Genomic DNA, 21,559 nt, shown 5'->3' with positions numbered 1-21,559 from the left:
AAAGAAAAGTTTACCTAAGGACTAAAGTGATACTTTTTCGATATATTTTTAAAGAAACCTTCAAAACGCAGATGGGGGTTTTGTTTGTTTTACTGTTGATATTTGTTAGCCAAAAGTTTGTGCGAGTGCTGGCTGATGCGGTCAGTGGAAATATTCCTCATGACTTAGTCTTCACTATCTTATGGCTGAATCTGCCTTCTTTAGCCACCTTGATGATTCCTATCAGTTTGTTTATTGGCGTATTGTTTGCCCACGGCAGGCTACACGCAGAAAGCGAAATAGTGGTGATGACGGCTTGTGGTTACAGTCCTAGGCGCATTCTAAACGCGACCATGGCATTGGCCATTTGCACCGCTATTGCAGCTGGTTTCAATACTTTCTATATTTCGCCGATGGCCAATGAAAAAGAGCGTAAAGTGTTTGAAGAGGCTGAAGCGGATGCCGGTTTGGCGACCCTGATTGAAGGACAATTTCACTCTTTACCTGACAATGCTGGAGTCGTATACGTTGAAAAATATGAAAAAGGCTTTCGGCTCAAAAACTTATTTGCGGCTCATTGGCCAAATAGCCCAGATCGTAGACCTTCGACGATAACGGCTAAATCCGGTCGAGTAACAGAAGAAAATGGCGCAAAGATATTAACCTTGTATGACGGCTACCGCTACGAAGGAGAGTCTGGCCGTAAAGATTACCAAGTGACTCAGTTTGAGTCTTTTTCGTTGATCCTAGAAAACAAAGATGTCAAAGAAGCTCGGCGTAAAGTTGATACTATTCCAACTTTGGAATTAATCGGTTCTGATGATTTAAGTCACCAAACTGAACTGCAATGGCGCATGGCGCTACCAATTTCAATTTTAGTGCTGACGATTGTCGTTGTGCCTATGGCTTCGGTTAACCCCCGCCAAGGGCGGTACGCCAAATTGCTGCCAGCTTTATTGCTCTACCTTTCTTTCTTCTTGCTGCTTTCGGCGAGTCGTAGTGGCATCGAAGACGGCAGCTTCCCGTTGTTCACCATGTGGTCAATTCAAGCCATTTTCTTAACTTTTGGCGTTTATCTCAATATTAAAGACAGCGCCAAATTCAACAAACAGGCATCCAAGCCAAGTCAGTCAGCCACAGGCGGAGCAAAGTAATGGGCATTCTAGATAGATACATTGGCCGTACCATTATTGCTGCCACTTTGCTTTGTTTGCTGACGTTAGTGGGGTTGAGCGCCATTATTAAGTTTGTTGAGCAGCTTGGTAAGGTAGGGCAAGGGGAATACGATTTACTGGCCGCTGCCATGTATGTGTTATTGAAAATGCCAAAAGAAATAGAATTATTTTTTCCGATGGCAGCCTTGCTAGGATCTTTGATCGGCCTAGGCTCATTGGCCAGTAGCAGTGAGTTAGTCGTGATGCAATCTGCGGGCATTTCGAAGTTGCGCATCGCGCTTTCGGTGCTCAAAACCGCCGTGCCCATTATGATTGTTGTCATGCTATTGGGCGAGTTTGTCGCGCCATATTCCGAGCAATCAGCTAAACAGCTTCGTACATCTGCTCGTCATGGTGGAGATGTGATTAGCTCACAGTTTGGTGTTTGGGCTAAAGACGGTGATGCGTTTGTCAGCATAGGCGAAGTGCGAGGCAAAGAAGAGTTATATGATGTTCGTATATATTTCTATGAAGGTGCAACGGAGTTAAAGAAGCAGCTATTCGCAAAAAAAGGGGAGTTTAATGATGGTAAGTGGGTACTGCACGATATAGAAATTACCCAGTTTAAAGAAGATACTATTCGGGTCTATCCAATAACCTCTCAGCTCTGGAACACGGAATTGACGCCGAGTAAGCTGGGCGTGGTGGCAATTAAGCCGGAAGATATGTCGATGCGAGATTTGTGGGCTTACATTGGTTATTTAGAGAGTAACAAACAAGATAGTAGCAAATATCAACTTGCCTTATGGCGTGCAGTGATGGTGCCTTTTACCGTGCTAGTTACTATGCTATTAGCCATTTCTTTTATCTTTGGGCCATTACGTACGGTGGCAATGGGGGCAAGGCTGATGCTGGGTATTGTCGCGGGCTTTACCTTTTACGTTTCCAATGAAATGTTTGGTCCAGTGAGCTTAGTCTTTAAACTGCCGCCTTTGGTTGGCGCTACAACGCCTAGTTTGGTCTTTATTTTCTTGTCGGCTTACTTGCTTAAGCGCCATAGTTAAAGTCACGATTGACTACTATTAAAAAAGCCCGTGCAGGGATCCTGCACGGGCTTTTTTGTTGAGTCTTAGTATTCAAGCTCAGACCGCGTTTATGGCCACTTCACACCCTTGAGTTTGACTTGCTGATTAAGCTCTTTCGACAGTAATACCACTTCGCAATCAGCCCAGTGATCCTGAAAGCTGCGGCCCTTGGGTTTATTGATAAGCACGAAGAAGTTGCCTAAACCAAATATGGCGGTAAATAGTCTGATCACGGCTTGGGTTTTATTGATATTGGTGCCGTCTTCATTTTGAACCCTTAATTTCCAAGCTCGCATCCCCAATGTTTGCCCCGCTTTACTCCAAAAGAAGGCGTAAAAGCCCACAAACACAGACCAAATCCAAATTTGGTATAACATATTTTGACTGAGGTAAGCCGCCATGTCTGGGTAGCCGGCAATAGAAATAAGATTAAAATTCAGTAATAGCGCTGCGACGAGAGCGCCCACACCGCCTGCTAATAACATCAAGGCCATGACCAATAAGGCGTCATAAATTAGGGCTCCGAACCTTCTTAATACGCCTGCGGGAGGTAGACCTACATAAGGGTTTGCAGTTGGGGCAGTCTTGGTATTTTTCATATTGATTATTTTTCTCTGTTTTAGCTGCTGCAGATATGAACATCGTGCTGAGATTGTAACAAAATCACCCTAAAGCGCGATATATTATGATATCTGTTTAAATCCTAGGCAGTTGAACTAAAACTACTTGCCAAGGACATGGCGATGAGTATAATCACTCCCACTTAGCAGTGAGCCGACGGGTTTGCAGCTATTTAGCCCGAGTGGTGAAATTGGTAGACACGCCTGATTCAAAATCAGGTTTCTTCGGAAGTGGCGGTTCAAGTCCGCCCTCGGGCACCATCTACACCTTATAATAACCCGACTTTATGTCGGTTTTTTTATGTCTGAAATACCTGTTTTATCCTTTATTTACTCACCCAGTTACCAACTACTGCGATACAAGCACAGTCGATGCTATGTTAAGGTAAATACAGGTTGTTAGGGATGCAAAAAGCACCCTCAGCGTTGAATACTCCACTGTTGGTGCTTAAAACTATTGATTTTTTACTAACGTAGTCGGGGATAAAGCTCAGGTATCACAGATTCCTGCAAGCCATTCATCTGCCAATAACTTGCTTTTTCGTCTTCACTAAAGTCACCCAGTTGTACCTCTACATACATTTCATAGCCATTCGATTTTTGAGTGCTTGGAATAGCGCCAAGCTGATAGACTAAATCTAAGTAGTGAACAGGGTCAACATCAGCGCCCAATAGGCTGTCTTCTAATATAATCGGCGTAATTTGGGCCGAGTTAAGCTTCACTACTGTGGTGATCAGCTCTTTTTGCGAAACTACCCCAGATATCATGGCTTGATCTTTGCCCATGTCACGCATATCTCTGATCACTTGGTTGATTCTTTCATGATGAATCATATCAGCATTTTGGCGATACTTATCGGTATAAGCTTCGGTCTTTGCATTGACATGAAAGCTAGGTAAAGATTGAAATAAAAACTCTTGCTCTAAACCTAAAGAGGTCAATCGATAGTCAACCGCAGTCTTATTGTCATGAACGGCTTTATTAATACTGGTCGGGTCCATATTAAAGTTTATGTACGCCATTTGCGCTCGGTCAGCTTGATGCAGTTCGGCACGGTTTCCTACCGCATACCTTGGGCTGTATATCAACTCATCTTGGGCTTGCATGGACTCTAAGACTTCCGATGTAGCTGCGAGTTTTACCCCGGCTTGTTGCAGCCGTTTAAAGGTAGGCCTTTTGTATATCTCTGTTGAGAACGTGGCGTCACTGGCTAAGTAGACTTCAAAGCCCATCTTTTTCAGCCCCAGTACGGTTTGCATTACGCAAACATCGGTCTCTGCGCCAGCGACTATCACCCGGTTAATGCCGTTTGCGAGCCAGCTGGTCATAGCGTTTTCTATGTCTGTTTCCAATGTGGCATTAAAAGTTTGCTTGAAAAATACTTGGGTATCTTCATCCAGCGCCTCTTCAATACGACTAATAAAGGGCGAGTACTCCAAGCCCCACTCCGTATTATATGCTTCATAGGTAATCGTTGTCGGGAAGTTCAGCTGATTGGCAAGCTTAGCGAGTGAAGCGATGCGGTCGATATTTTGGTGTAATTGAGGATCGACGTTTTCAGCTGGGATAGGCAAGTCTGGATACCAAACTTTGGTCCAAAAAGCGTCACTGTCCATGACGTAAGATTGCTGAGAGTCAATGATCAGCAGCCCCGTATCGGTCGCGTTAAATTGCACTTGTTCGCTCACTGGAACAGCTTGCGCTAATTGAATGTCGCTTGAATCAACCTGACAGCCTGAGATCGCAGCAGCGACAGCAATGAATAATAACGTCCTTTTCATAATTCACCCTTAGTTTTAGTTTAATGGATTAAATCTAAGGGTAATTATTTGAATTTACTTTAGTTTTATCGTCCGGTTTAGCTAATCTGCACCTCTGAACCTGCTAAATCGTTAACTGGATCGCGCTTTTTTTGTAACCGGTATTGGCTAGGAGTTAAACCTACTTGTTTTTTAAAACAGGTATTGAAGGTTGATTTACTGTTAAATCCATTACAAAAAGCAATATCTAAAATAGTGTGGTGGTTTTGCGGGTCAGCCAAATTCTCTTGCACGGCTTTGATGCGATAACCATTGACCAAGTCAAAAAAACTGATGGCTAAATGCTCATTCAATACTTGGCTGACCCGGTATGGGGCCACTTTAATATCGTTAGCCAGTTGGTCTAATGATAACTTGGGTTGCTTAAATAGGCCTTGTTTCATCGCTTGCTCAATCTTCTGTGCAATCTGTTCTGCTTGTTCTAGAGGGACTTTAGCTGCTTCATTGTCTGCTTTAGAAAGGTTGGCTAGGCCGGTATCTGTAACTGGGTGTTCGTCTCGTATTTTTACTGCTTGAACCACAATAGGCTGATATAACATGGATAGCCAAGCCAAGGCATTTAGCCAAAGGACTGCTGGGATATAGCTGATTAAAAAGCCATTGATAGGCGTAACCGGCAAATAATGTAGCAAGAAAATAACAAAAAACCACATGGCGATTTGTAATGCCACCATGGCAAGCAACCAGTTAACTCTCACCTTCGCAATGGAGGATAACGGTTGCTGTGGCAGGTTTTTTCGCATGGCTAACAGGTACCCCGCGAGTAAGCTATAGATAAGGGGAATGTAAATGATGTAACCATTAAGAAAATCGATGCTTGAAGTAGGGCTATGCCAGTTACCATAAGACAAAGCTTGATGGATAGCATGTAAGCGCTCTGCTCCAGACCAACTTAAGGTTGCAGTAAGTTTGAATGCTAGGAAGACGACAAAAGGAACGAAATGTAAATACTGCCAACGCGCAAGCAGCTTACCGGTGAGCAACTTTACAACCCAGAGGTAAAACAGGGGGCCATAGAGTAAGTCTAGGCTAAACCAATAGCCTAACCATTGCGTGGCATTAGGCAGTATTTGGCTGGCTAAGAGTATTTTATTGATCACTTCAAAAGAAAACAAACCGAGCCAGCTGGCTAATAGGAGTTCTTTTTTACAAAACGCGGTGATGGCAAACACCACACCTTGTATTGCCCCTAAAGTTAACACTGTTAAAGTGATCGTAGTGACGATATTTTCATTCATCACAATTTGCCTTTACTTGGACAAAGCTTGTGTGACGGTAGCGACTTAATCCACCCTGTTTAGCTGCAAGATGAATAGCCCATAACAAACAACAAGTGGCGAAGAAATCCATTTCTTGGCACTCCTTATCTATTCAATAAGTGACTTTGCAGCCAAACTAGCATAAAACGCACTTGGGTGCTTGATTTGAAATCATGCTTGCAGCGATCAACTTCACGATTATGTTGCCGGGTCTGCTTAATAACCTTTGCTGTCTTTTTGAGCCACAAGCATACTTTCGGCGTATGCTATGCAATAAGATAATTGGAAGTGAGTAGTATCATGATGGCGATGCCACAAAATCTAAATATGGACTTTACTCAAGCTGTAACTATTTTTAGCCAGCAGCAAGCGTGGCTGAAAAGCCCTAAAGCAGGCGTATGGCGTAAACCGTTAGAGCGCCTTGAAGCTGAAGCGGGCTGGACCAGTAGCATTGTTAAGTACGAAGCTGGCGCGACCTTTTCAACTCATCAGCATCCTCTCGGGGAAGAGATTTGGGTACTTGACGGTGTATTTTCTGATGAAGATGGGGACTATCCCGCAGGCTCGTATTTGCGTAACCCGCCGGGCTCGTCCCATGCACCGTTCAGTCGGCAGGGATGCACCATATTTGTTAAGTTGAACCAGTTTTTAGCGACCGATAGCCAAGCCGTTCGCATCAATACTGAGCAACAAGTGTGGAGGCCGGGCATTGGCGGCTTGAAAGTGATGTCACTGCACAGCTTTGCGACCCAGCATACCGCCTTGGTACATTGGCCTGCTGGCGAGATTTTTCAGCCTCATCGACATTTTGGTGGAGAAGAAATATTGGTTTTGTCTGGCGAGTTTATCGATGAACATGGGCGCTACCCTTCTGGCACTTGGCTGAGGCGCCCACACCTGAGTGAACATTGTCCTTATGTAGAGCGGGCGACCACGATATTGGTCAAAACGGGCCACTTACCCGAAGCTAACTAAATTGCTGCAATACGATATTCTTTACCCATTGATGCGCTTGGCTGTTTTGGGTTCTGTCGTGTTGTAACAAGTACAGCATCATGGGCTCTTTACTCTTGTACTGATGTACCGGTCGTAATAACGGGCGCAGGTGCGCTGCATCGGCCAAAATAGACGGCCCCATTAATAAGCTGTCTGAAGTGGCCAACATCTCAAGTAACAAGCTTAGCTGCCCCGTGCGAAAGATTACGTTGCGCGCCTTATCTTGCTGAACTAAATGCTGTTGCAACGGGTTTTGAAACGTTAAATTGGCTTCACTGTCAATCAATAAGTCTACGAACGGGTATGCTAAGCAATCATCTAAATCGGCTTGTTGCGAACATAAAGGATGTTCAGGACGAGCAAAAATAGTGACATCTATATTCGTCAGTGGCTGGCAACAAAAATGGGGTTGCTGGGTTGGAATAACGGAAAATGCAAAATCAAATAGACCTGCTTCAAGGGGTTTTAGTGCGTCCTGTTTAGCCGGGTACTCGGTCAGTGTGATATTACTTTGTTGATGTATCTTGTTGAGCAATGGTAGCAACACTGCATGAGACATTAAACTCGGCACAGAAATAGACATGGCTTTATCGCATAGCATTGGATCAAATTTCTCAGGCTCAAACAGTTGACTCAATTGACTTATCGTATGGTTCAGCTGCTGCTCAAGTAAAAGCGCTTTTTCGGTTGGTCGAATACCGTGCGGCGTGCGATAAAACAAAGGGTCATCGAAAGTTTCCCTGAGTCGGCTTAGGGTGCGACTCATCGCCGATTGTGACAAGTACAAGGTATCTGCCGCTTTACTGACGCTACGCAGTTTGAGTAACACACTTAACGCAACTAAAAGGTTTAAATCAACGCGAGATAAGTTCTGCTCTATCATTTTTACGTTCCTGTATTAGCGGTTAAAGCGAGGCATAGGATCAAGCTCGTCACTGATTAAATCAATCAAGCGACGAATTTTAGGGGACAAATGCTGGCGACTGACGTACACAGCATAAACATTGATTTCTGGACTGGTGTAGTCTTCCAGAATGACTTCAACTTGACCCGCAAGTAACTCTGGCTCCATGTGAAATGCTGGCAAACGACAAATACCGTGGTGCTCCATGACCATCGCGAGCTCCATACTGGCGTTGTTGCAGGTCATTTTGCTGCGCACGTTGACGCTGATATCTTTGCCTTTTGAGTCTTGATAGACCCAGCGATTAGGGGTTTTTAAGTTGGCGTAACAAATACAATCATGGTGCTGTAAATCTTGTGGCTGGCGCGGTGTACCGTGTTTGGCAAGGTAAGCTTTACTGGCTACTGTATACGTTTTACAAGTGTAAATTTTACGACAAACTAAGCGAGAGGCTTCAAGCTCCATAGTGGCACGGATAGCCAAATCATAGCCGTCTTGAACCAAATCAACCTTTCTGTCATTAAGATCGAGCTGCAAATTCACCATGGGATAAAGACTCAGGTATTTTGACAATATAGGCTTTAAGTAATTACTGCCAAACCCCAAGGGGCAGCTGATCTTGAGGTTACCCTTGGGCTCAAGCTCCGCTTGGCGAACTTGTGCCAGAGCCTGCTCTGCATCTTGAATCAGCTGCTGGCAATGTTGCCAAAATACCTCCCCCTCTGGCGTTAACCCTATGGAGCGGGTCGTGCGATGCAATAGCCTTGCGCCCACCCTTTGCTCGAGTTTATTGATTTCTTTACTGATATATGACGTTGAGTGGCCAGTGAGGTTGGCTGCGGCGCTAAAGCCGCCACTTTGAATAACATGGTGAAAAATGACCATGCCATCAAATAAAGTTATATTAGAAGTCATATGGAAAAAGTGATTTCACTTTAAGGTTATTAATTACATATAAAGCTTAATATACACTGTGAACACAGTCGAGTGACGACCCGTAAATAACTTAATTTGATGCGATAAGGTGCCCATTATGAAAATTCTTACATTTGCCGCAACCAATAGCCAGCAGTCTATTAACCTACAGCTTGCGCGCTACGCTGCTACTATGGTGCCCAATGCTGAGGTTGAAGTCTTAGATTTAAATAACTACGAAATGCCAATTTACAGCCCGGAAAGAGAAGCCGCATTGGCTGGCCAACCACCTCAAGCGCAGCAGTTTTTCGACAAAATAGGCCAAGCAGACGCCGTTATCGTTTCTTTTGCTGAACATAATGGTTCATATACTGCGGCTTATAAAAACCTATTTGATTGGACTTCACGGATCGATATGAAGGTGTATCAAAATAAACCTATGTTGTTATTGGCGACCTCTCCAGGGCCTGGTGGTGCTAGCTCTGTGTTAGCCGCTGCGACTGGCTCTGCGCCATACTTTGCCGCTGATGTAAAAGCCAGCCTGTCAGTGCCCAGCTTTTTCGATAATTTTGACGTTGCTAATCAAGAGCTTACTAATGCCGACTTATTGCAAGCTTTGCAACAAGCCGTGCAAGCGCTGACTCAATAATGATTAATTCTTAAGCGGGACAAAGCAGGTCTCTATGGTGCCTAAGCCTTGATATTCAATGCGTGTTGTGAGATTTGGCTTAACGTTAATGATGCCAGCGTAAGAGCCCGTAATAACGGCTTGCCCGGCGCGCAAAGTGATGCCTCGTGCGGTTAAGTGATTCACTAGCCAAAATAAAGGTTGTTGGGGCAGAGCGTTGGGGTGCTGACCGCTAACGCACTGGCTGTCACTGCCTTGCTGGTAAATGATGTCAATCTTGCTCGCTTGAAGCGCTTGTTTAGTGTCGATAACCGGGCCCAGGTACAGCCCTTGATTGACTAAACAGTCTGCCAACTTGGTATAAAAGTCGATAGTTTCATCGAAGCGAAACTGCATTAATTCCAGCGCCATATGACAATGGCTAATGGCATCGCACACTTCTTGTTCAGTATAAGGCGTGCCTCTCGGCGCAAAATCTTGGTCTAATATGAATGCTATCTCAGGCTCAATTTGCGCTTGGCCCTGCGATGATAGGATGATTTGGCATGCTTCACCTTGCTGTAAAGTATCGGCAAATATCGGCGCCACAATAGGTTTGTTTTGGGCCAGGGGTTGCAAGCATTTCCAGGCTGCTATGTCATCGTTACGCAGCGAGGCTGTCGCTTGTTGAATTGCTAAGGCGTGATCTAGGTTGAGCGGTGTCAATGCTGGGGCTAATGGCGTTGTGACGTTAGTCTTAAGGCTACGTCTTTGTGCTAATTCGGCGGCGGCTTGGGCGATATTATTAAGGTCCATAAAGCGGCTTTCCTGTCATCTTGAAACGGTATGTTGCTCAGTGTAACGCATCCCTTAGGCAAACAGAGTATTAGATCAGAGTTGTCGATACGATTAATTAAAAGGGGAATCCCCCTATTGTTGTGATTGCGCCATATCACATATCATTTTCCCTTTTGGTACCTCGTTTGGTGGTGGTCATTTTTTGGCTGCGTCTAACTAAAACCGGCAAGCTCAGTGGAGTTGCTTACACTTAAATAGGGTGACCTATTTCCAGTGTTGATAAATGCCATCGGCTAAGGGTGATATGCAGGTATTTTTGCAAAGACTATTTTTTGTATTACTGACGTCATTAGTGGCGCAGAGCCATTTAACTTGGGCAGAAGAAGCGCCTTCTCAGCCGAATGAAAAAGTGGTAATTCAATTGAAATGGTTACACCAATTTCAGTTTGCCGGTTATTACGCTGCGTTATCTCAAGGGTATTTTAAAGACGAGGGCTTAGAGGTAGAGCTACGTCCTCGCAGTGGCGATCAAACACCTGAAGAAAGTGTTTTGTCTGGCGCTGCCGAATACGGTGTGTCGGATTCTGGGGTGGTCATCGCGCACTTACAAGGGCAGCCTTTGGTGTTAGTGTCACAAACCTTTCAGCAATCTCCCTTAGTACTCTTTTCGTTGGCGGGCAACGGCTTGACGACAGACAATATCGTGACCCCTTATGATTTAGCCGGTAAAACAGTGATGCTTGGCAAGAGCAGCCTTAACAGCGCCCAAATTGAAAGTTTGTTGCAAAAAACCGTCGGTCGCTCCGCCATCGATGTGGTACCTCATCAGTTTAGTCATGCGCCCTTATTAGCAGGGGAGGTCGATGCTATGAGTGGTTACGTGACCAGTAGTTTGTTCGATTTTAAGTCGCATGACCACGATGTGAATATTATTGATCCCGCTGACTATGGGGTGAACTTCTACGGCGATAACTTATTTACCACAGAGCAAGAGGTGAAAAACCACCCTGAACGGGTAGAAAAAGTGAAGCGAGCGGTAGAAAAGGGTTGGCAATTTGCATTGCGAAACCCTGAGCTAATAGTGCAACATATCATGTCGTACTATCACCATGAAGGCATTTCAAAAGAGCGGCTATTATTTGAAGCACAACAATTGTCTCGCTTTGTTCAAGCTGACTTTATCGCTATCGGCTCGTTTGATAAACAGCGATACCAAAAAATTGCCGAAACTTACCATTGGCTTGGCCTGGTAGAACAGTCTGAGATCAATGACAGGTTCTTTTTTCAATCATTATGGCAGGCGCCCCTTGCTTTGGAAAATGACCACAACTCAAACGCAAGCGCTAAATTACGGATCGGCTTTAACTCAAACAGACCTCCGTACCTTTTTTCTGCTGGCAGTAGCAGTGGGTTAGAAATTGAGCTGGTGAAAGCGGCATTAGTGAGCCAAGGTGCCAGGTTAAAGCCGGTGCAATTTGAACCACAAGATTTTAGTTTTGAACAGGTTCATAAGTTAGGGTTGGATGCGGTGGTCAGCGATGCGGGTCTTGAAAAGGTCGAGGCTTACCGCTCAGATCCTATCCTGCATTACTCCCTGCGTTTATACAGTTTGCGCAGTCGCCCGTTAAAGATAACCAGTATTGCAGACATGAAGCCATACAAGATTGGTGTATTTAGCCAAAATACAGCTGTGCTGGGTGAGGAGTTTATGAGTCTAGCTGAAGCAGGCTCTCCATCCAATGTAGTGCATATAGCTGAGCCTAAGCAACGCCTTTTAGCCCTTAGCAAGGGAGAGGTTGATGCCATCGTAATGGAGCCACACTTAATGCACTGGCTGATGCAAACTGAGCTTCATCAAAGCGGTGAGCAGGTTTTAGTCAACAGTTACGAAATCTTTCCCGGTGAATATTCTACCTACTTATTTTTCCAACATGCGGAACAGCAAAAGGTGTTTAACCAAGGACTGGCAAAGGTTAAGACGTCTGGAGAGTTTGCTCGCTTGGTATCGCAATACCGCGACCCAAATTTTTATGTGTTAACGGAATACACTCAAAACATTGGCAATATTATTAAAAGTTTGGTGTTGAACAATGAAAGTGCACAGTTACAAGAATTATTGCAAATTTTTGCTTTAGCTATGCCTAATATTCAGCGGATTGAAGTGGAAGACGCGTTTACTAACCAGCATGAATATCGCACCGAGCGTTTATCTGGTGAGGGCGCAAGCTTTGTCATTGAATACCGCCTCAGTGAGCAAGAGACCATTTCAGGTTTGCTGTCGGACGTAGGCACCATTAAAGTGCATTATCGGTTAACGGATGAAGTGTTGAGCTTACCCAGCCTTGAAAGCTTAGTAACGGCTTGTTTCAGCTGTAGCGAACACGACAAAGCTGCAATCCAAGCTGCGTTAGAGAAGCTCGTAGAGCCGGAACAACGGCTGGAAGCGCTGCAAAGCAAGCCGACAGACCATGATGATCAAGCCTATGATTATGTATTGAAAGCCTTGCTGCTGGTGTTTGTGATTATAGCCAGTTTAGTGTTGGCGGCGTGGTTCTACCGCGGTCTTCCGACGATCCCGACGGTAAAGGAAATGCTGTTTTTAATTTCATTTGCGATTGCTGGTATGGTGCTCGGCATAGGCTTTTGTGTGACTTACCTTAATGAGGGCATTCGCGAGTATACCAAGCTAGAAGCCAGCGCTAACTCTTCGTTACAACTTGCTCAAGAGCTAAAGCAGTCTTCTAAGGACTTAACCCGATTCGCTCGGGCATTTTCTGTCACTGGCGACGTCCGGTATAAAACCTATTTTAACGCGGTATTGGCCATCCGTGATGGTCAGCTCGCGCACCCTTTAGAGTATGACTTGTCATACTGGGATCATGTTATTGCAGGGGACAAACCCCTCGATCATCAGGGCGAAATTTACCATTTAGAAGACCGCTTTAGCAGTTTAGATTTAAGTCAGGCTGAGATTGACCAGTTGGCTTTAGCTAAAAAAGAATCCGATTGGCTCAGTAATATTGAACTGATAGCGATGAACGCTGCAGTCGACGGTATTTATCTTGACAGCGAAGGTGAATTACAACGAAAAGCAGAACCCGACCAAGCATTTGCCCGTGAACTTTTATACGGTCGAGATTATTTAGAAGCCGTGTCACGGGTTATGAAACCGCTCGATAAAGTCATCTCTTTGATGACCTCTCGGCTGGACTTGCAGCTGGAGGAAATTCAAAAACGTAATCGTGGCATCATGATCAGCATTATTATCTTGTCATTGTTGACCATCGCCTTTTCGATTTATTTCTTTGTCTTGTTAAGGCGACGGATCATAGGTCCATTGGTGCGTTTAGAGCAAGGTGCAAAAGAACTGGCCAATGGTCACTACAGCTACCATATAGACATTAAAAGTAACGATGAGATTGGTTCGTTGGCGCAAGCTTTTAATACCATGGCCAGCAGCATTCAAGATCGCACCGCTGGCTTGCACAGCATCATAAACACTGCGACTGACGGTATCATAGTGTTTGATGAGCATGGTGAAATTCGTGAGTTTAGCCCAGCTGCAGAGCAAATTTTTGCCTACCCCAAACCCATGATGCTGGGGCAATCTATTTATAAATTATTACCTGAGGACGAGCAGCGCGTATTAAGGCGATACATTTTGGGTGACAAAGTCGGTAATAAGTATTCGGTGTCAGAGTTTGCGCAAGAAGCCATGGCGCTGCGCAGCGATGCCGTTGAGTTCCCTATGGAGATTTCGCTGGTGGAAGCGTTTGTGGGGGGCGAGCGATTATTTACCTGTTTTGTCAGGGATATTCGCATGCGTAAAAAGCTGCAACAAGACATTCTCCAAGCCAAAGAGATGGCCGAGCAGGCGAATCAGGCCAAGTCGAATTTTTTGGCTAATATGTCCCATGAAATTCGTACCCCCATGAATGCCATCATAGGGATGTCGCACTTGGCGTTGGAAACCAATCTGGACCCGCAACAACAAAACTACATTAAAAAAGTCAACGTATCGGCGCAGTCATTACTTGGCATCATCAATGATATTTTAGACTTTTCTAAAATTGAAGCGGGTAAGCTGGATATGGAATGTATCCCGTTTCATTTAGAAGACGTCTTTGTGCAGCTCAATAATTTGGTGGGCCTGAACGCCAAACAAAAGTCTCTTAAGCTGCTATTTGATATCGCTTCTGATACTCCAAGTCAGTTGATTGGCGACCCGCTGCGATTAGGTCAAGTATTGGTAAACCTTGGCAACAATGCGGTGAAGTTTACCGACTCAGGGGAAATTGTAGTGCGCGTCTCTACAGCCCCTTTAAATGATGGCAAGGTGGAATTGCATTTTTCGGTGTCTGACTCTGGCATAGGTATGAGCCCGTCACAATTGGATTTGTTATTTCAGTCTTTTAGCCAGGCAGATGCTTCTACGACGCGAAAGTTTGGCGGCACGGGCTTAGGGTTGGCCATCAGTAAGAAATTGGTCGAAATGATGGAAGGTAAAATTTGGGCTAAAAGTCAGGCCGGGTTAGGCAGCGAGTTTCACTTTACCGTGCTGCTCATGCCGTTTGAGGGCGAGGCGTATCACAAGTTGAGTGGGCCCCGTTTTGACCAAGAAAACACGGCGCTGGTAATGGTGACGAGCCCGTTGGAGCGACAAATTTATCTCAATCAAATGAGCCAAATGGGCTTAAAAGCCATTTCTTTGGAGCATTGGGGAAGTTTACCGTCGCTGGTCGCGAGAAAGGACATTGGCTTTATTATTGCTGATTCTACCGCGGTGAATGATTTAACCGATAGTGGTATTGCGTTAACCGGTCTGACACTTGCTCAGCTAAGTCAGCGTTTAGCGCCAATGGAAAAACTAAATGGGGTTACCAAGACTCTGCAATTAGATTTACCTGCGACTAGCTTACAAGTTTCTCAGTTTCTGGCTCAGATGGTGGGGCAGGATGATTTTAGCTCCGAACAGCTGTCCGAACAGGTTGAATTAGCGCAAGCGCAACACTTATTGGCTGGTTGCCGAGTGCTGGTGGTCGAAGACAATGAAATAAACCAAGAGTTGGCGGTCGAACTACTCAGTGGTAAACACATTGAGGTGGTATTAGCAAACCATGGTCAAGAAGCGGTGGAGCTGATTCAGCAACAAGCATTTGACGGCGTCTTGATGGATTGCCAAATGCCTATCATGGACGGTTTTGCTGCGACTCGTTTCATTAGGCAAGAGTTGGCAGAGATCGAATTGCCCATTATCGCCATGACCGCGAATGCCATGGTTGGAGATCGAGAAAAAGTATTGAGCGCAGGCATGAATGATCATATTGCTAAGCCCATTAACGTGGTTGATATGTTTGTGACCATGGCGAAATGGATAAAGCCAAGTCAGCCTATTACTGCGCAGCCGCTAGTGGTTGAACCAAACAATGAAGGCAGTCGCGACGCGGTTAATGACAGTAATACTCGCGCCAGTCAGTCTGATATTGACAGCTTTTTGAACATCGACGGCATCGATACACAGTTTGGCCTAACAACTTGCCAAGGTAATCCAGTGCTTTATCGTAAGCTGTTACTAAAGTTTGCCCAGTTTAGTCAGCAATTCGCCCGCGACTTTTCTCAAGCTATGGCCAGTGACGATGCAACCGCAAGCAGTCGCTGCGCGCACAGTTTAAAAGGCGTCGCAGCCAATATTGGCGCGATGGACATAGCGCAGCAAGCCGAGCAGCTAGAAAGTGATTGTGATGATGGAATCAATGAGCAGCAGTTACAGGCCCAACTCAAACAGCTGTTACCTGAGCTAGAGGCGGTCAGTACTGAAATTCAGCAAAAGTTGGCGCTCAGCCAACGGGACGAGCCGGTATCCGAGCTCTCTCAAGAAGCTTTTGAGCTAGTGTTTAACCAACTGTTAGCGTTACTTGCTGATGATGATACTCAAGCCAGTGATGTAGTGGCGCAACTGCTACCTGCGCCCCAGCTGCAAGGGTATCAACCTCAATTAGATGAGTTGGCGAATGCAATAGACAGTTATGATTTTGAATTGGCAGTTGAAAAAGCCGAGCAGTTGCAGCGCACTCTCGGCTTATAGAGTTCATCATCATGGGCGAGTGAGCCCATTTAAGAGGTTTATCTTGTCGCAATAGTCAGTTTTAGGCTGATGGCTACTACCTTGGCAGCCATCTTTCGAAATGGAGTTGGGGGCTAAGCTTGGAGGTTTAGCCGAATGCTGGGGTCACCATTTCATCGCTCAGTAAGTGATTCAGCGAAGGGGCCATGGTGACCGGTTCGTAAGACTTGATAATGGCGTTGGCCATTTTCTGTCGAGCCAGTTGGTTTGAATCATCCATATTAAAGGCGGATTGCCAGCAGCTACGGTTATTCCACTGACTGTAAGAATACCAGCTACCATCACTGGCTCGGTGTAAGCGTGATCCTAACGCGCCATACTTCTCTATGTTGCGATGAACGATTTCAGACCAACCTTCCTTGAACTCTTTTACTTGTTCCGGCTTTAATTGCCAGCGATACAAAACTATGAACATAAACCCACCCCCTAAAAAATACAGAAAATCAATAAGAAGACGTTAGATTATGAAGCCAAGGCTGCTTTCTTTGGCCATATTGTTAGGATAGACGAAGGAAGCGGTAAGGTTAAGGTTTTTAACAATAAATTAACACGGGATCAAAAAAGCCAAAGCAGTTTTTAGTGCTTTGGCTCTATTGGAGGGGGTAGGTTGCACTAATCTTTGTGTTCTTGGCGGTTAAACTTCATTTGTTTTTCGTCAAATAAGAAAGCAATAGACTCGTCTACCACATCTGCAACTTGTTGTTTCATTGTGCTTTTTTCTTCGTCAGAAATAAAGCAAAGCATATCCACGTCATAACGAATGTAATGCACGGGCAGTTTGTTTAAAACAATACAGGCTAAATCTTGCAAAAACTCGCTGTCAAAACGACGATAAAGATCGAGTTCAGTAAACCTCGCGCTGACGTATTTTTCGGTGAAGTTGTGTACATCTATGCCTAAAGCCATGGTGTTCTCCCACTACTGTGACTGGTGCAACCTTGCCTTATAAGGCATAAAGTTGCAGCGCTTTTGCGTATAATCTTTCGTAATCTACCACGGAGTCTGACCAATAAAAGTGACACGCCATGGCTTGTTGTTTAATACGCTGCATTTCTGCCGGCTGCTCTATGTATAACAATAGAACACGGCGTAATATGTTGAGAAGGTCCGTGGGCTCAGGCTCATAAAAAATAAAGCCATTGGCTCGCTGTGGATCTTCGTCGTAGTCATTAACCGTATCTTTTAAGCCACCTACGCCCCGTACAATAGGCAAGGTGCCATAAGCCAAGCTGTATAACTGGTTTAAACCACAAGGCTCAAACAAAGAAGGCATTAAGAAGAAATCTGCACCCGCTTCAACCAAGTGTGACAGTGAATTACTGTAGGCGTTAATAAACTTAAACTTGCCAGCAAATTTTTGCTCTAGTTGTTGCAATTGCTTAGTGACAATCGGGTCACCCGTGCCAACGATGATCACTTGTACTTGGTGCACTAAAAAGGCTTCTAATGCGGGCACCAGTATTTGAAAGCCTTTTTGTTCGGTAAGGCGACAGACCATGCCAAAGATGGGGAAATCAGGATTTTGGTCCAGTCCCACTTCCTGTTGTAACGCGGCTTTACATTTGTCTTTGCCAGACAGGTCATTGGCATCATAGTTAGCGGGAATATAACTATCAGTTGCGGGACTCCAGTCATTATAGTCGCAACCATTGATGATGCCCTCAAAGTCAGCGCTGCGCTCGGCAAAGATATGCGACATACCGTGAGAGCCCAAGGGTGTTAATAATTCAGTGGCATAATTGGGGCTAACCGCGTTGACTTTATCGGCGTAAAGCACACCGACTTTCAGGTAATTGACGTAGCTGAAATTTTCCAACATACGGCTGTCGTTGCAATGTTGTAGCTCTGGCGTAATAGCTAATTGAGACTTATTGAAAATACCCTGGTAGGCAGCATTATGACAACTCAAAATCGTCTTTGTAGCCCTGTATCTAGGGTGATCTTGGTAGCGGGTTTTCAATAAGTAAGGCACTAGCGAGGTGTGCCAATCATTACAGTGAATAATATCAGGGGTAAAGTCTAATGCGTCGCAGCTGTGCAAGATGGCTTCAGAGAAGAAAGCAAAACGTTCGCCATTGTCGCCATAAGCATGGTTCCCTTCACCGTATAAACCGGCTCGGTCGAAGTAATGCATACTGTCAACGCCATATACGGGGACTTCTTCAAGGTGCAACTTTCTGATGGCATAATTCACTTCGCCGCATTGCTCTGTATTCAACGTTTGGTTACAGATAAACTCAGCTTGGTCGCCACCCGCAATGGTGCGATAAAAAGGCATCATGATCCGAACATCATGGCCACGGGCTTTAAGAGCCAGCGGCAAGGCTTTTGCAACGTCAGCTAAACCGCCGGTTTTAGCAAAGCTTTCAACCTCGGAAGCGACGAATAATATCTTTAATTTGTGGTTACTCAAAATTCATTCCTTGGTGCAATGGCAGCCAATATAAGTGCAATACAGAAAACTAAAAAAGTCCATTTTGGGCATATTACAACACCCAAATGCAGCAGATTGCAAAAAAGATAAAAAAGGCGGCCAACGCCGCCTCGTTTATGGCCGGTTTAAAAACCGACTTTTGAGCCTTTAGGTATAACCACGATACCTTCATCGGATACGGTAAAGCGTTTTCTGTCTTGCTCAAGATCAACGCCAATCTCAGTGCCTGGAGCAATTTCCACGTCTTTATCTATGATGGTATTAATAATACGACAGTTCTCGCCAATTTTTACGTTACCCAGCATGATACAGCCGCTAACGGATGATCCAGGTCGTATATGACAGCGGAAACCTAATACACTTTTACTGATCTGTGTACCAAGAATGTAACAGCCGGCAGAAATTAACGACTGGCTGGCTTGAGTCTCATGGTCGCCAAAGTCTTTAAAGGTTGCCGGTGGCAGAGGTGGGTAGTAGGTATGCAGTGCCCACTTTCGGTTGTATAAAGAGAAATCGGGTTCATCCGCTAGCAAATCCATGTGAGCTTGCCAGTAGGCATGAATGGTTCCCACATCGCGCCAGTAACAAGGGCCTGATTCTCCTTCAATTTTGTTATCATTGAAGTTGTAAACGTAGACTTTACCTTGTGGGTAAAGCTCCGGAATGATGTCTTTACCAAAGTCATGGCTTGAGCTTTCATCTTGGGCGTCACGCTCGAGTTCACGCATCAAGGTCTTAGCTTCAAACACATAGTTACCCATAGAAGCGAGTACATGATCAGGATCGCCTGGAATGGTTTTTGGGTTAGACTCTGGCTTTTCTTCAAACCCTATCATGCGTCCTTCTTCATCTACTTCGATAATGCCAAAGTGATGGGCTTCGGAAACCGGTACTTGAATTGCAGCCACGGTCAGCTGCGCTTCTTTCTCTTGGTGATAATCGACCATTTGGCGAATATCCATTTTGTAGATATGGTCACTGCCAAAAATACACACGTGATCCGGTTCATCAATCTCAATGAAACGAATATTTTGATAGATAGCATCAGCCGTGCCGTCGTACCAGCGTTTACCCATTCGCATTTGCGCAGGTATGGCGTCAATGAAACGGTCGGTAATGCCCGACAAATGCCATGCTTTACGCAAGTGAATGTTGAGTGACTGAGATTTAAATTGAGTCAATACGTAAATCCGCAGGAAATCGGAGTTTACAAAGTTGTTTAATGCAAAGTCGATCAAACGATAGCTACCACCAAATGGAACTGAAGGCTTAGAGCGAGATTGCGTAAGAGGGTACAGTCTTGTACCTTCACCACCGGCAAGCACCATAGAGAGAATTCGTGCCATCAATACATCCTTAAAGTCATGTTGATTATTGTTTTACCATGGGGCGTAGCCCCGATTTGACCCATCATAAAAATTGCTTCTTGTTCTTAAAGCGAGTTGCTTTGTTGCGCGTTGAAGGCGCGAGGACTGAGGAATAACCTTAGTAGCAATTGGCCGAAAACGGCAAGTTTTTGCTTTGCTGACGGCCCATAAATGGACGCTTGTTGTTCACATTCAGCGGTTAAAGTTATTTCTCAGGCCGAAGGCTTAAAAGCCTACTTTAGTATTTTTTGCAATGACTACTATGCCGTTTTCTGACACGTCAAAGCGGGCTTTATCCGCAGCTAAATCTTCACCAATGACTGTTCCTGGCGCGATTTCCACGTTTTTATCTATGATAGCGCGGCGAATACGGCAGTTTTCGCCCACTTTAACTTCACCTAATAAGACACTTTCAGATATCTCTGTGCCAGGACGAATATGACAATGGAACCCCATTACACTTCGGTGCACATGGCTGCCCAGTACATAGCAACCGGCTGACAGCAGTGATTTACTGATCCGGGTATTGTGATTTTCGCTGTCTTTAAAAGTTGCTGGTGGCAAAGGCGGGTAATAAGTATGCAGTGGCCATTTGCGGTTATACAATGAAAACGGAGGCTCATCGGCCAACAAGTCCATGTGCGCTTCCCAGTAGGCGTCAAGGGTACCAACGTCACGCCAGTACACGCCATCAGGTTCACCAGCAATTTTATTGCTGTTGAAGTTATACACAAACACCTTACCCTGTGGGAATAGGTGAGGAATAATGTTTTTGCCAAAGTCATGCTCAGAGTCTTCATCTTCGGCATCGCGGCTGAGTTCAGACAACAGTACTTTGGTGTCAAAAGTGTAGTTACCCATCGACGCTAATACATGCTCTGGATCGCCTGGGATGGTTTTCGCTTCTTCTACGCTCGGCTTTTCTTGAAAGCCAATCATGCGGCCTTCTTTGTCGACTTCGATAATACCAAAGTGGTAAGCCTGATCTTTAGGCACTTGGATCGCCGCCACCGTGAGGTGTGCATCTTTTTCTTTGTGGTAGTTGACCATTTGTCGCACATCCATTTTGTAGATATGGTCACTGCCAAAAATACAGACCTGTTCAGGCTCATTCATTTCAATGAATTTATTATTCTGATAAATCGCGTCCGCGGTACCGTCATACCAGCGTTTACCCAAACGTTGCTGCGCTGGCACTGGGTCAATAAAGCGATTGGTAATTCCCGATAAGTGCCATGCTTGACGTAAATGAATGTTTAACGATTGGGATTTGAATTGGGTTAATACGTAAATTTGTAGAATATCGGCATTAACAAAGTTATTGAGAGCAAAGTCCAGTAAGCGATAACTGCCACCAAAAGGCACGGAGGGTTTAGACCGAGTTTCCGTTAGGGGATGAAGCCGTTTGCCTTCTCCTCCAGCTAGGACCATTGCGAGTACGCCTGCCATTTGTATCTCCGATTTATGTATTTAATATGATGTGCGATAGAGGTCTA

At 45.0% G+C, this 21,559-nt stretch carries 15 protein-coding genes, 1 tRNA gene and 1 pseudogene; 6 read left to right on the top strand and 11 right to left on the bottom strand.

Going from position 1 to position 21,559, the window contains the following annotated elements; translation table 11 throughout:
* Nucleotides 1-26: 26 nt before the first annotated feature.
* Together lptF and lptG are read left to right on the top strand one after the other, a co-directional pair.
* Entirely contained in the window at nt 27-1,133 is a 1,107-nt protein-coding gene (lptF, locus tag D1Z90_RS01995; RefSeq protein WP_119909050.1) for an LPS export ABC transporter permease LptF, read from the top strand.
* Nucleotides 1,133-2,197 carry an LPS export ABC transporter permease LptG gene (gene lptG, locus D1Z90_RS01990; protein WP_119909049.1) on the top strand — a complete coding sequence of 355 codons (1,065 nt, stop codon included), beginning with the start codon at nt 1,133-1,135 and terminating at the stop codon, nt 2,195-2,197. Before lptF ends, lptG begins: the two co-directional genes overlap by 1 nt.
* 89 nt (nt 2,198-2,286) lie before the next feature.
* Here the strand turns inward: lptG and D1Z90_RS01985 are convergent, their stop codons facing one another.
* Entirely contained in the window at nt 2,287-2,817 is a 531-nt protein-coding gene (locus D1Z90_RS01985; protein ID WP_119909048.1) for an RDD family protein, read from the bottom strand.
* Nucleotides 2,818-3,014: 197 nt separating this feature from the next.
* Between D1Z90_RS01985 and D1Z90_RS01980 the strand changes: the two genes are divergently transcribed.
* Nucleotides 3,015-3,099 (top strand) — tRNA-Leu (locus D1Z90_RS01980).
* Between the two features lie 207 nt (nt 3,100-3,306).
* On the opposite strand, the gene D1Z90_RS01975 is transcribed toward D1Z90_RS01980, so the two are convergent.
* Entirely contained in the window at nt 3,307-4,620 is a 1,314-nt protein-coding gene (locus D1Z90_RS01975) for an isochorismatase family protein (protein WP_119909047.1), read from the bottom strand.
* 77 nt (nt 4,621-4,697) lie between these two features.
* Nucleotides 4,698-5,897, bottom strand: a complete 1,200-nt coding sequence (locus tag D1Z90_RS01970) for a helix-turn-helix transcriptional regulator (protein ID WP_119909046.1) — start codon at nt 5,895-5,897, stop codon at nt 4,698-4,700.
* Nucleotides 5,898-6,218: 321 nt separating this feature from the next.
* On the opposite strand from D1Z90_RS01970, the gene D1Z90_RS01965 reads away from it, so the two are divergent.
* The gene (locus D1Z90_RS01965) at nt 6,219-6,893 is read left to right on the top strand and encodes a cupin domain-containing protein (RefSeq protein WP_119909045.1); all 675 of its coding nucleotides are present in this window, start codon (nt 6,219-6,221) and stop codon (nt 6,891-6,893) included.
* Here D1Z90_RS01965 and D1Z90_RS01960 read toward each other — a convergent pair.
* Both D1Z90_RS01960 and D1Z90_RS01955 read right to left on the bottom strand, forming a co-directional pair.
* Complete coding sequence (locus D1Z90_RS01960; RefSeq protein ID WP_119909044.1) at nt 6,886-7,797, bottom strand: LysR family transcriptional regulator; 912 nt, start codon at nt 7,795-7,797, stop codon at nt 6,886-6,888. The two genes, D1Z90_RS01965 and D1Z90_RS01960, sit on opposite strands and share 8 nt — an antisense overlap.
* 15 nt (nt 7,798-7,812) lie before the next feature.
* Nucleotides 7,813-8,733 carry a LysR family transcriptional regulator gene (locus D1Z90_RS01955; RefSeq protein ID WP_119909043.1) on the bottom strand — a complete coding sequence of 307 codons (921 nt, stop codon included), beginning with the start codon at nt 8,731-8,733 and terminating at the stop codon, nt 7,813-7,815.
* Between the two features lie 118 nt (nt 8,734-8,851).
* Between D1Z90_RS01955 and D1Z90_RS01950 the strand changes: the two genes are divergently transcribed.
* Complete coding sequence (locus D1Z90_RS01950) at nt 8,852-9,382, top strand: NADPH-dependent FMN reductase (RefSeq protein WP_119909042.1); 531 nt, start codon at nt 8,852-8,854, stop codon at nt 9,380-9,382.
* A gap of 3 nt (nt 9,383-9,385) precedes the next feature.
* On the opposite strand, the gene D1Z90_RS01945 is transcribed toward D1Z90_RS01950, so the two are convergent.
* Nucleotides 9,386-10,156: a hydratase gene (locus tag D1Z90_RS01945; RefSeq protein ID WP_119909041.1), complete on the bottom strand. Its 771-nt coding sequence runs from the start codon at nt 10,154-10,156 to the stop codon at nt 9,386-9,388.
* Between the two features lie 286 nt (nt 10,157-10,442).
* Between D1Z90_RS01945 and D1Z90_RS01940 the strand changes: the two genes are divergently transcribed.
* A complete protein-coding gene (locus D1Z90_RS01940; protein ID WP_158587029.1) occupies nt 10,443-16,223 on the top strand; it encodes an ABC transporter substrate-binding protein in 5,781 nt (1,926 codons plus the stop codon).
* 127 nt (nt 16,224-16,350) lie between these two features.
* On the opposite strand, the gene D1Z90_RS01935 is transcribed toward D1Z90_RS01940, so the two are convergent.
* From D1Z90_RS01935 to glgC (D1Z90_RS01915), 5 genes and pseudogenes are all read right to left on the bottom strand, one after another.
* Complete coding sequence (locus tag D1Z90_RS01935) at nt 16,351-16,677, bottom strand: antibiotic biosynthesis monooxygenase family protein (RefSeq protein WP_119909039.1); 327 nt, start codon at nt 16,675-16,677, stop codon at nt 16,351-16,353.
* A 197-nt stretch (nt 16,678-16,874) separates the two neighbouring features.
* Complete coding sequence (locus D1Z90_RS01930) at nt 16,875-17,168, bottom strand: late competence development ComFB family protein (RefSeq protein ID WP_119909038.1); 294 nt, start codon at nt 17,166-17,168, stop codon at nt 16,875-16,877.
* A 37-nt stretch (nt 17,169-17,205) separates the two neighbouring features.
* On the bottom strand, nt 17,206-18,675 hold the full coding sequence (gene glgA, locus D1Z90_RS01925; protein ID WP_119909037.1) for a glycogen synthase GlgA: 1,470 nt from the start codon (nt 18,673-18,675) through the stop codon (nt 17,206-17,208).
* Nucleotides 18,676-18,821: 146 nt separating this feature from the next.
* A pseudogene (gene glgC / locus D1Z90_RS01920) lies at nt 18,822-20,054 on the bottom strand (glucose-1-phosphate adenylyltransferase); the annotation flags it as partial.
* Nucleotides 20,055-20,288: 234 nt separating this feature from the next.
* Nucleotides 20,289-21,512: a glucose-1-phosphate adenylyltransferase gene (gene glgC / locus D1Z90_RS01915; RefSeq protein WP_119909035.1), complete on the bottom strand. Its 1,224-nt coding sequence runs from the start codon at nt 21,510-21,512 to the stop codon at nt 20,289-20,291.
* Nucleotides 21,513-21,559: the final 47 nt, after the last annotated feature.

This window comes from Motilimonas pumila (assembly GCF_003596335.1).
Taxonomy (GTDB): domain Bacteria; phylum Pseudomonadota; class Gammaproteobacteria; order Enterobacterales; family CBDFNC01; genus Motilimonas; species Motilimonas pumila.
Note: the sequence above shows the minus strand (reverse complement) of the source record. Positions and strands in the feature narration are given on the sequence as shown.

Bases quoted from the DNA above. Each gene is read 5' to 3' on its own strand.
- lptG (WP_119909049.1), top strand. From the start codon at position 1,133: ATGGGCATTCTAGATAGATACATTGGCCGTACCATTATTGCTGCCACT.
- D1Z90_RS01985 (WP_119909048.1), bottom strand. From the start codon at position 2,817: ATGAAAAATACCAAGACTGCCCCAACTGCAAACCCTTATGTAGGTCTA.
- D1Z90_RS01975 (WP_119909047.1), bottom strand. From the start codon at position 4,620: ATGAAAAGGACGTTATTATTCATTGCTGTCGCTGCTGCGATCTCAGGC.
- D1Z90_RS01970 (WP_119909046.1), bottom strand. From the start codon at position 5,897: ATGAATGAAAATATCGTCACTACGATCACTTTAACAGTGTTAACTTTA.
- D1Z90_RS01965 (WP_119909045.1), top strand. From the start codon at position 6,219: ATGATGGCGATGCCACAAAATCTAAATATGGACTTTACTCAAGCTGTA.
- D1Z90_RS01960 (WP_119909044.1), bottom strand. From the start codon at position 7,797: ATGATAGAGCAGAACTTATCTCGCGTTGATTTAAACCTTTTAGTTGCG.
- D1Z90_RS01955 (WP_119909043.1), bottom strand. From the start codon at position 8,733: ATGACTTCTAATATAACTTTATTTGATGGCATGGTCATTTTTCACCAT.
- D1Z90_RS01950 (WP_119909042.1), top strand. From the start codon at position 8,852: ATGAAAATTCTTACATTTGCCGCAACCAATAGCCAGCAGTCTATTAAC.
- D1Z90_RS01945 (WP_119909041.1), bottom strand. From the start codon at position 10,156: ATGGACCTTAATAATATCGCCCAAGCCGCCGCCGAATTAGCACAAAGA.
- D1Z90_RS01940 (WP_158587029.1), top strand. From the start codon at position 10,443: ATGCAGGTATTTTTGCAAAGACTATTTTTTGTATTACTGACGTCATTA.
- D1Z90_RS01935 (WP_119909039.1), bottom strand. From the start codon at position 16,677: ATGTTCATAGTTTTGTATCGCTGGCAATTAAAGCCGGAACAAGTAAAA.
- D1Z90_RS01930 (WP_119909038.1), bottom strand. From the start codon at position 17,168: ATGGCTTTAGGCATAGATGTACACAACTTCACCGAAAAATACGTCAGC.
- glgC (WP_119909035.1), bottom strand. From the start codon at position 21,512: ATGGCAGGCGTACTCGCAATGGTCCTAGCTGGAGGAGAAGGCAAACGG.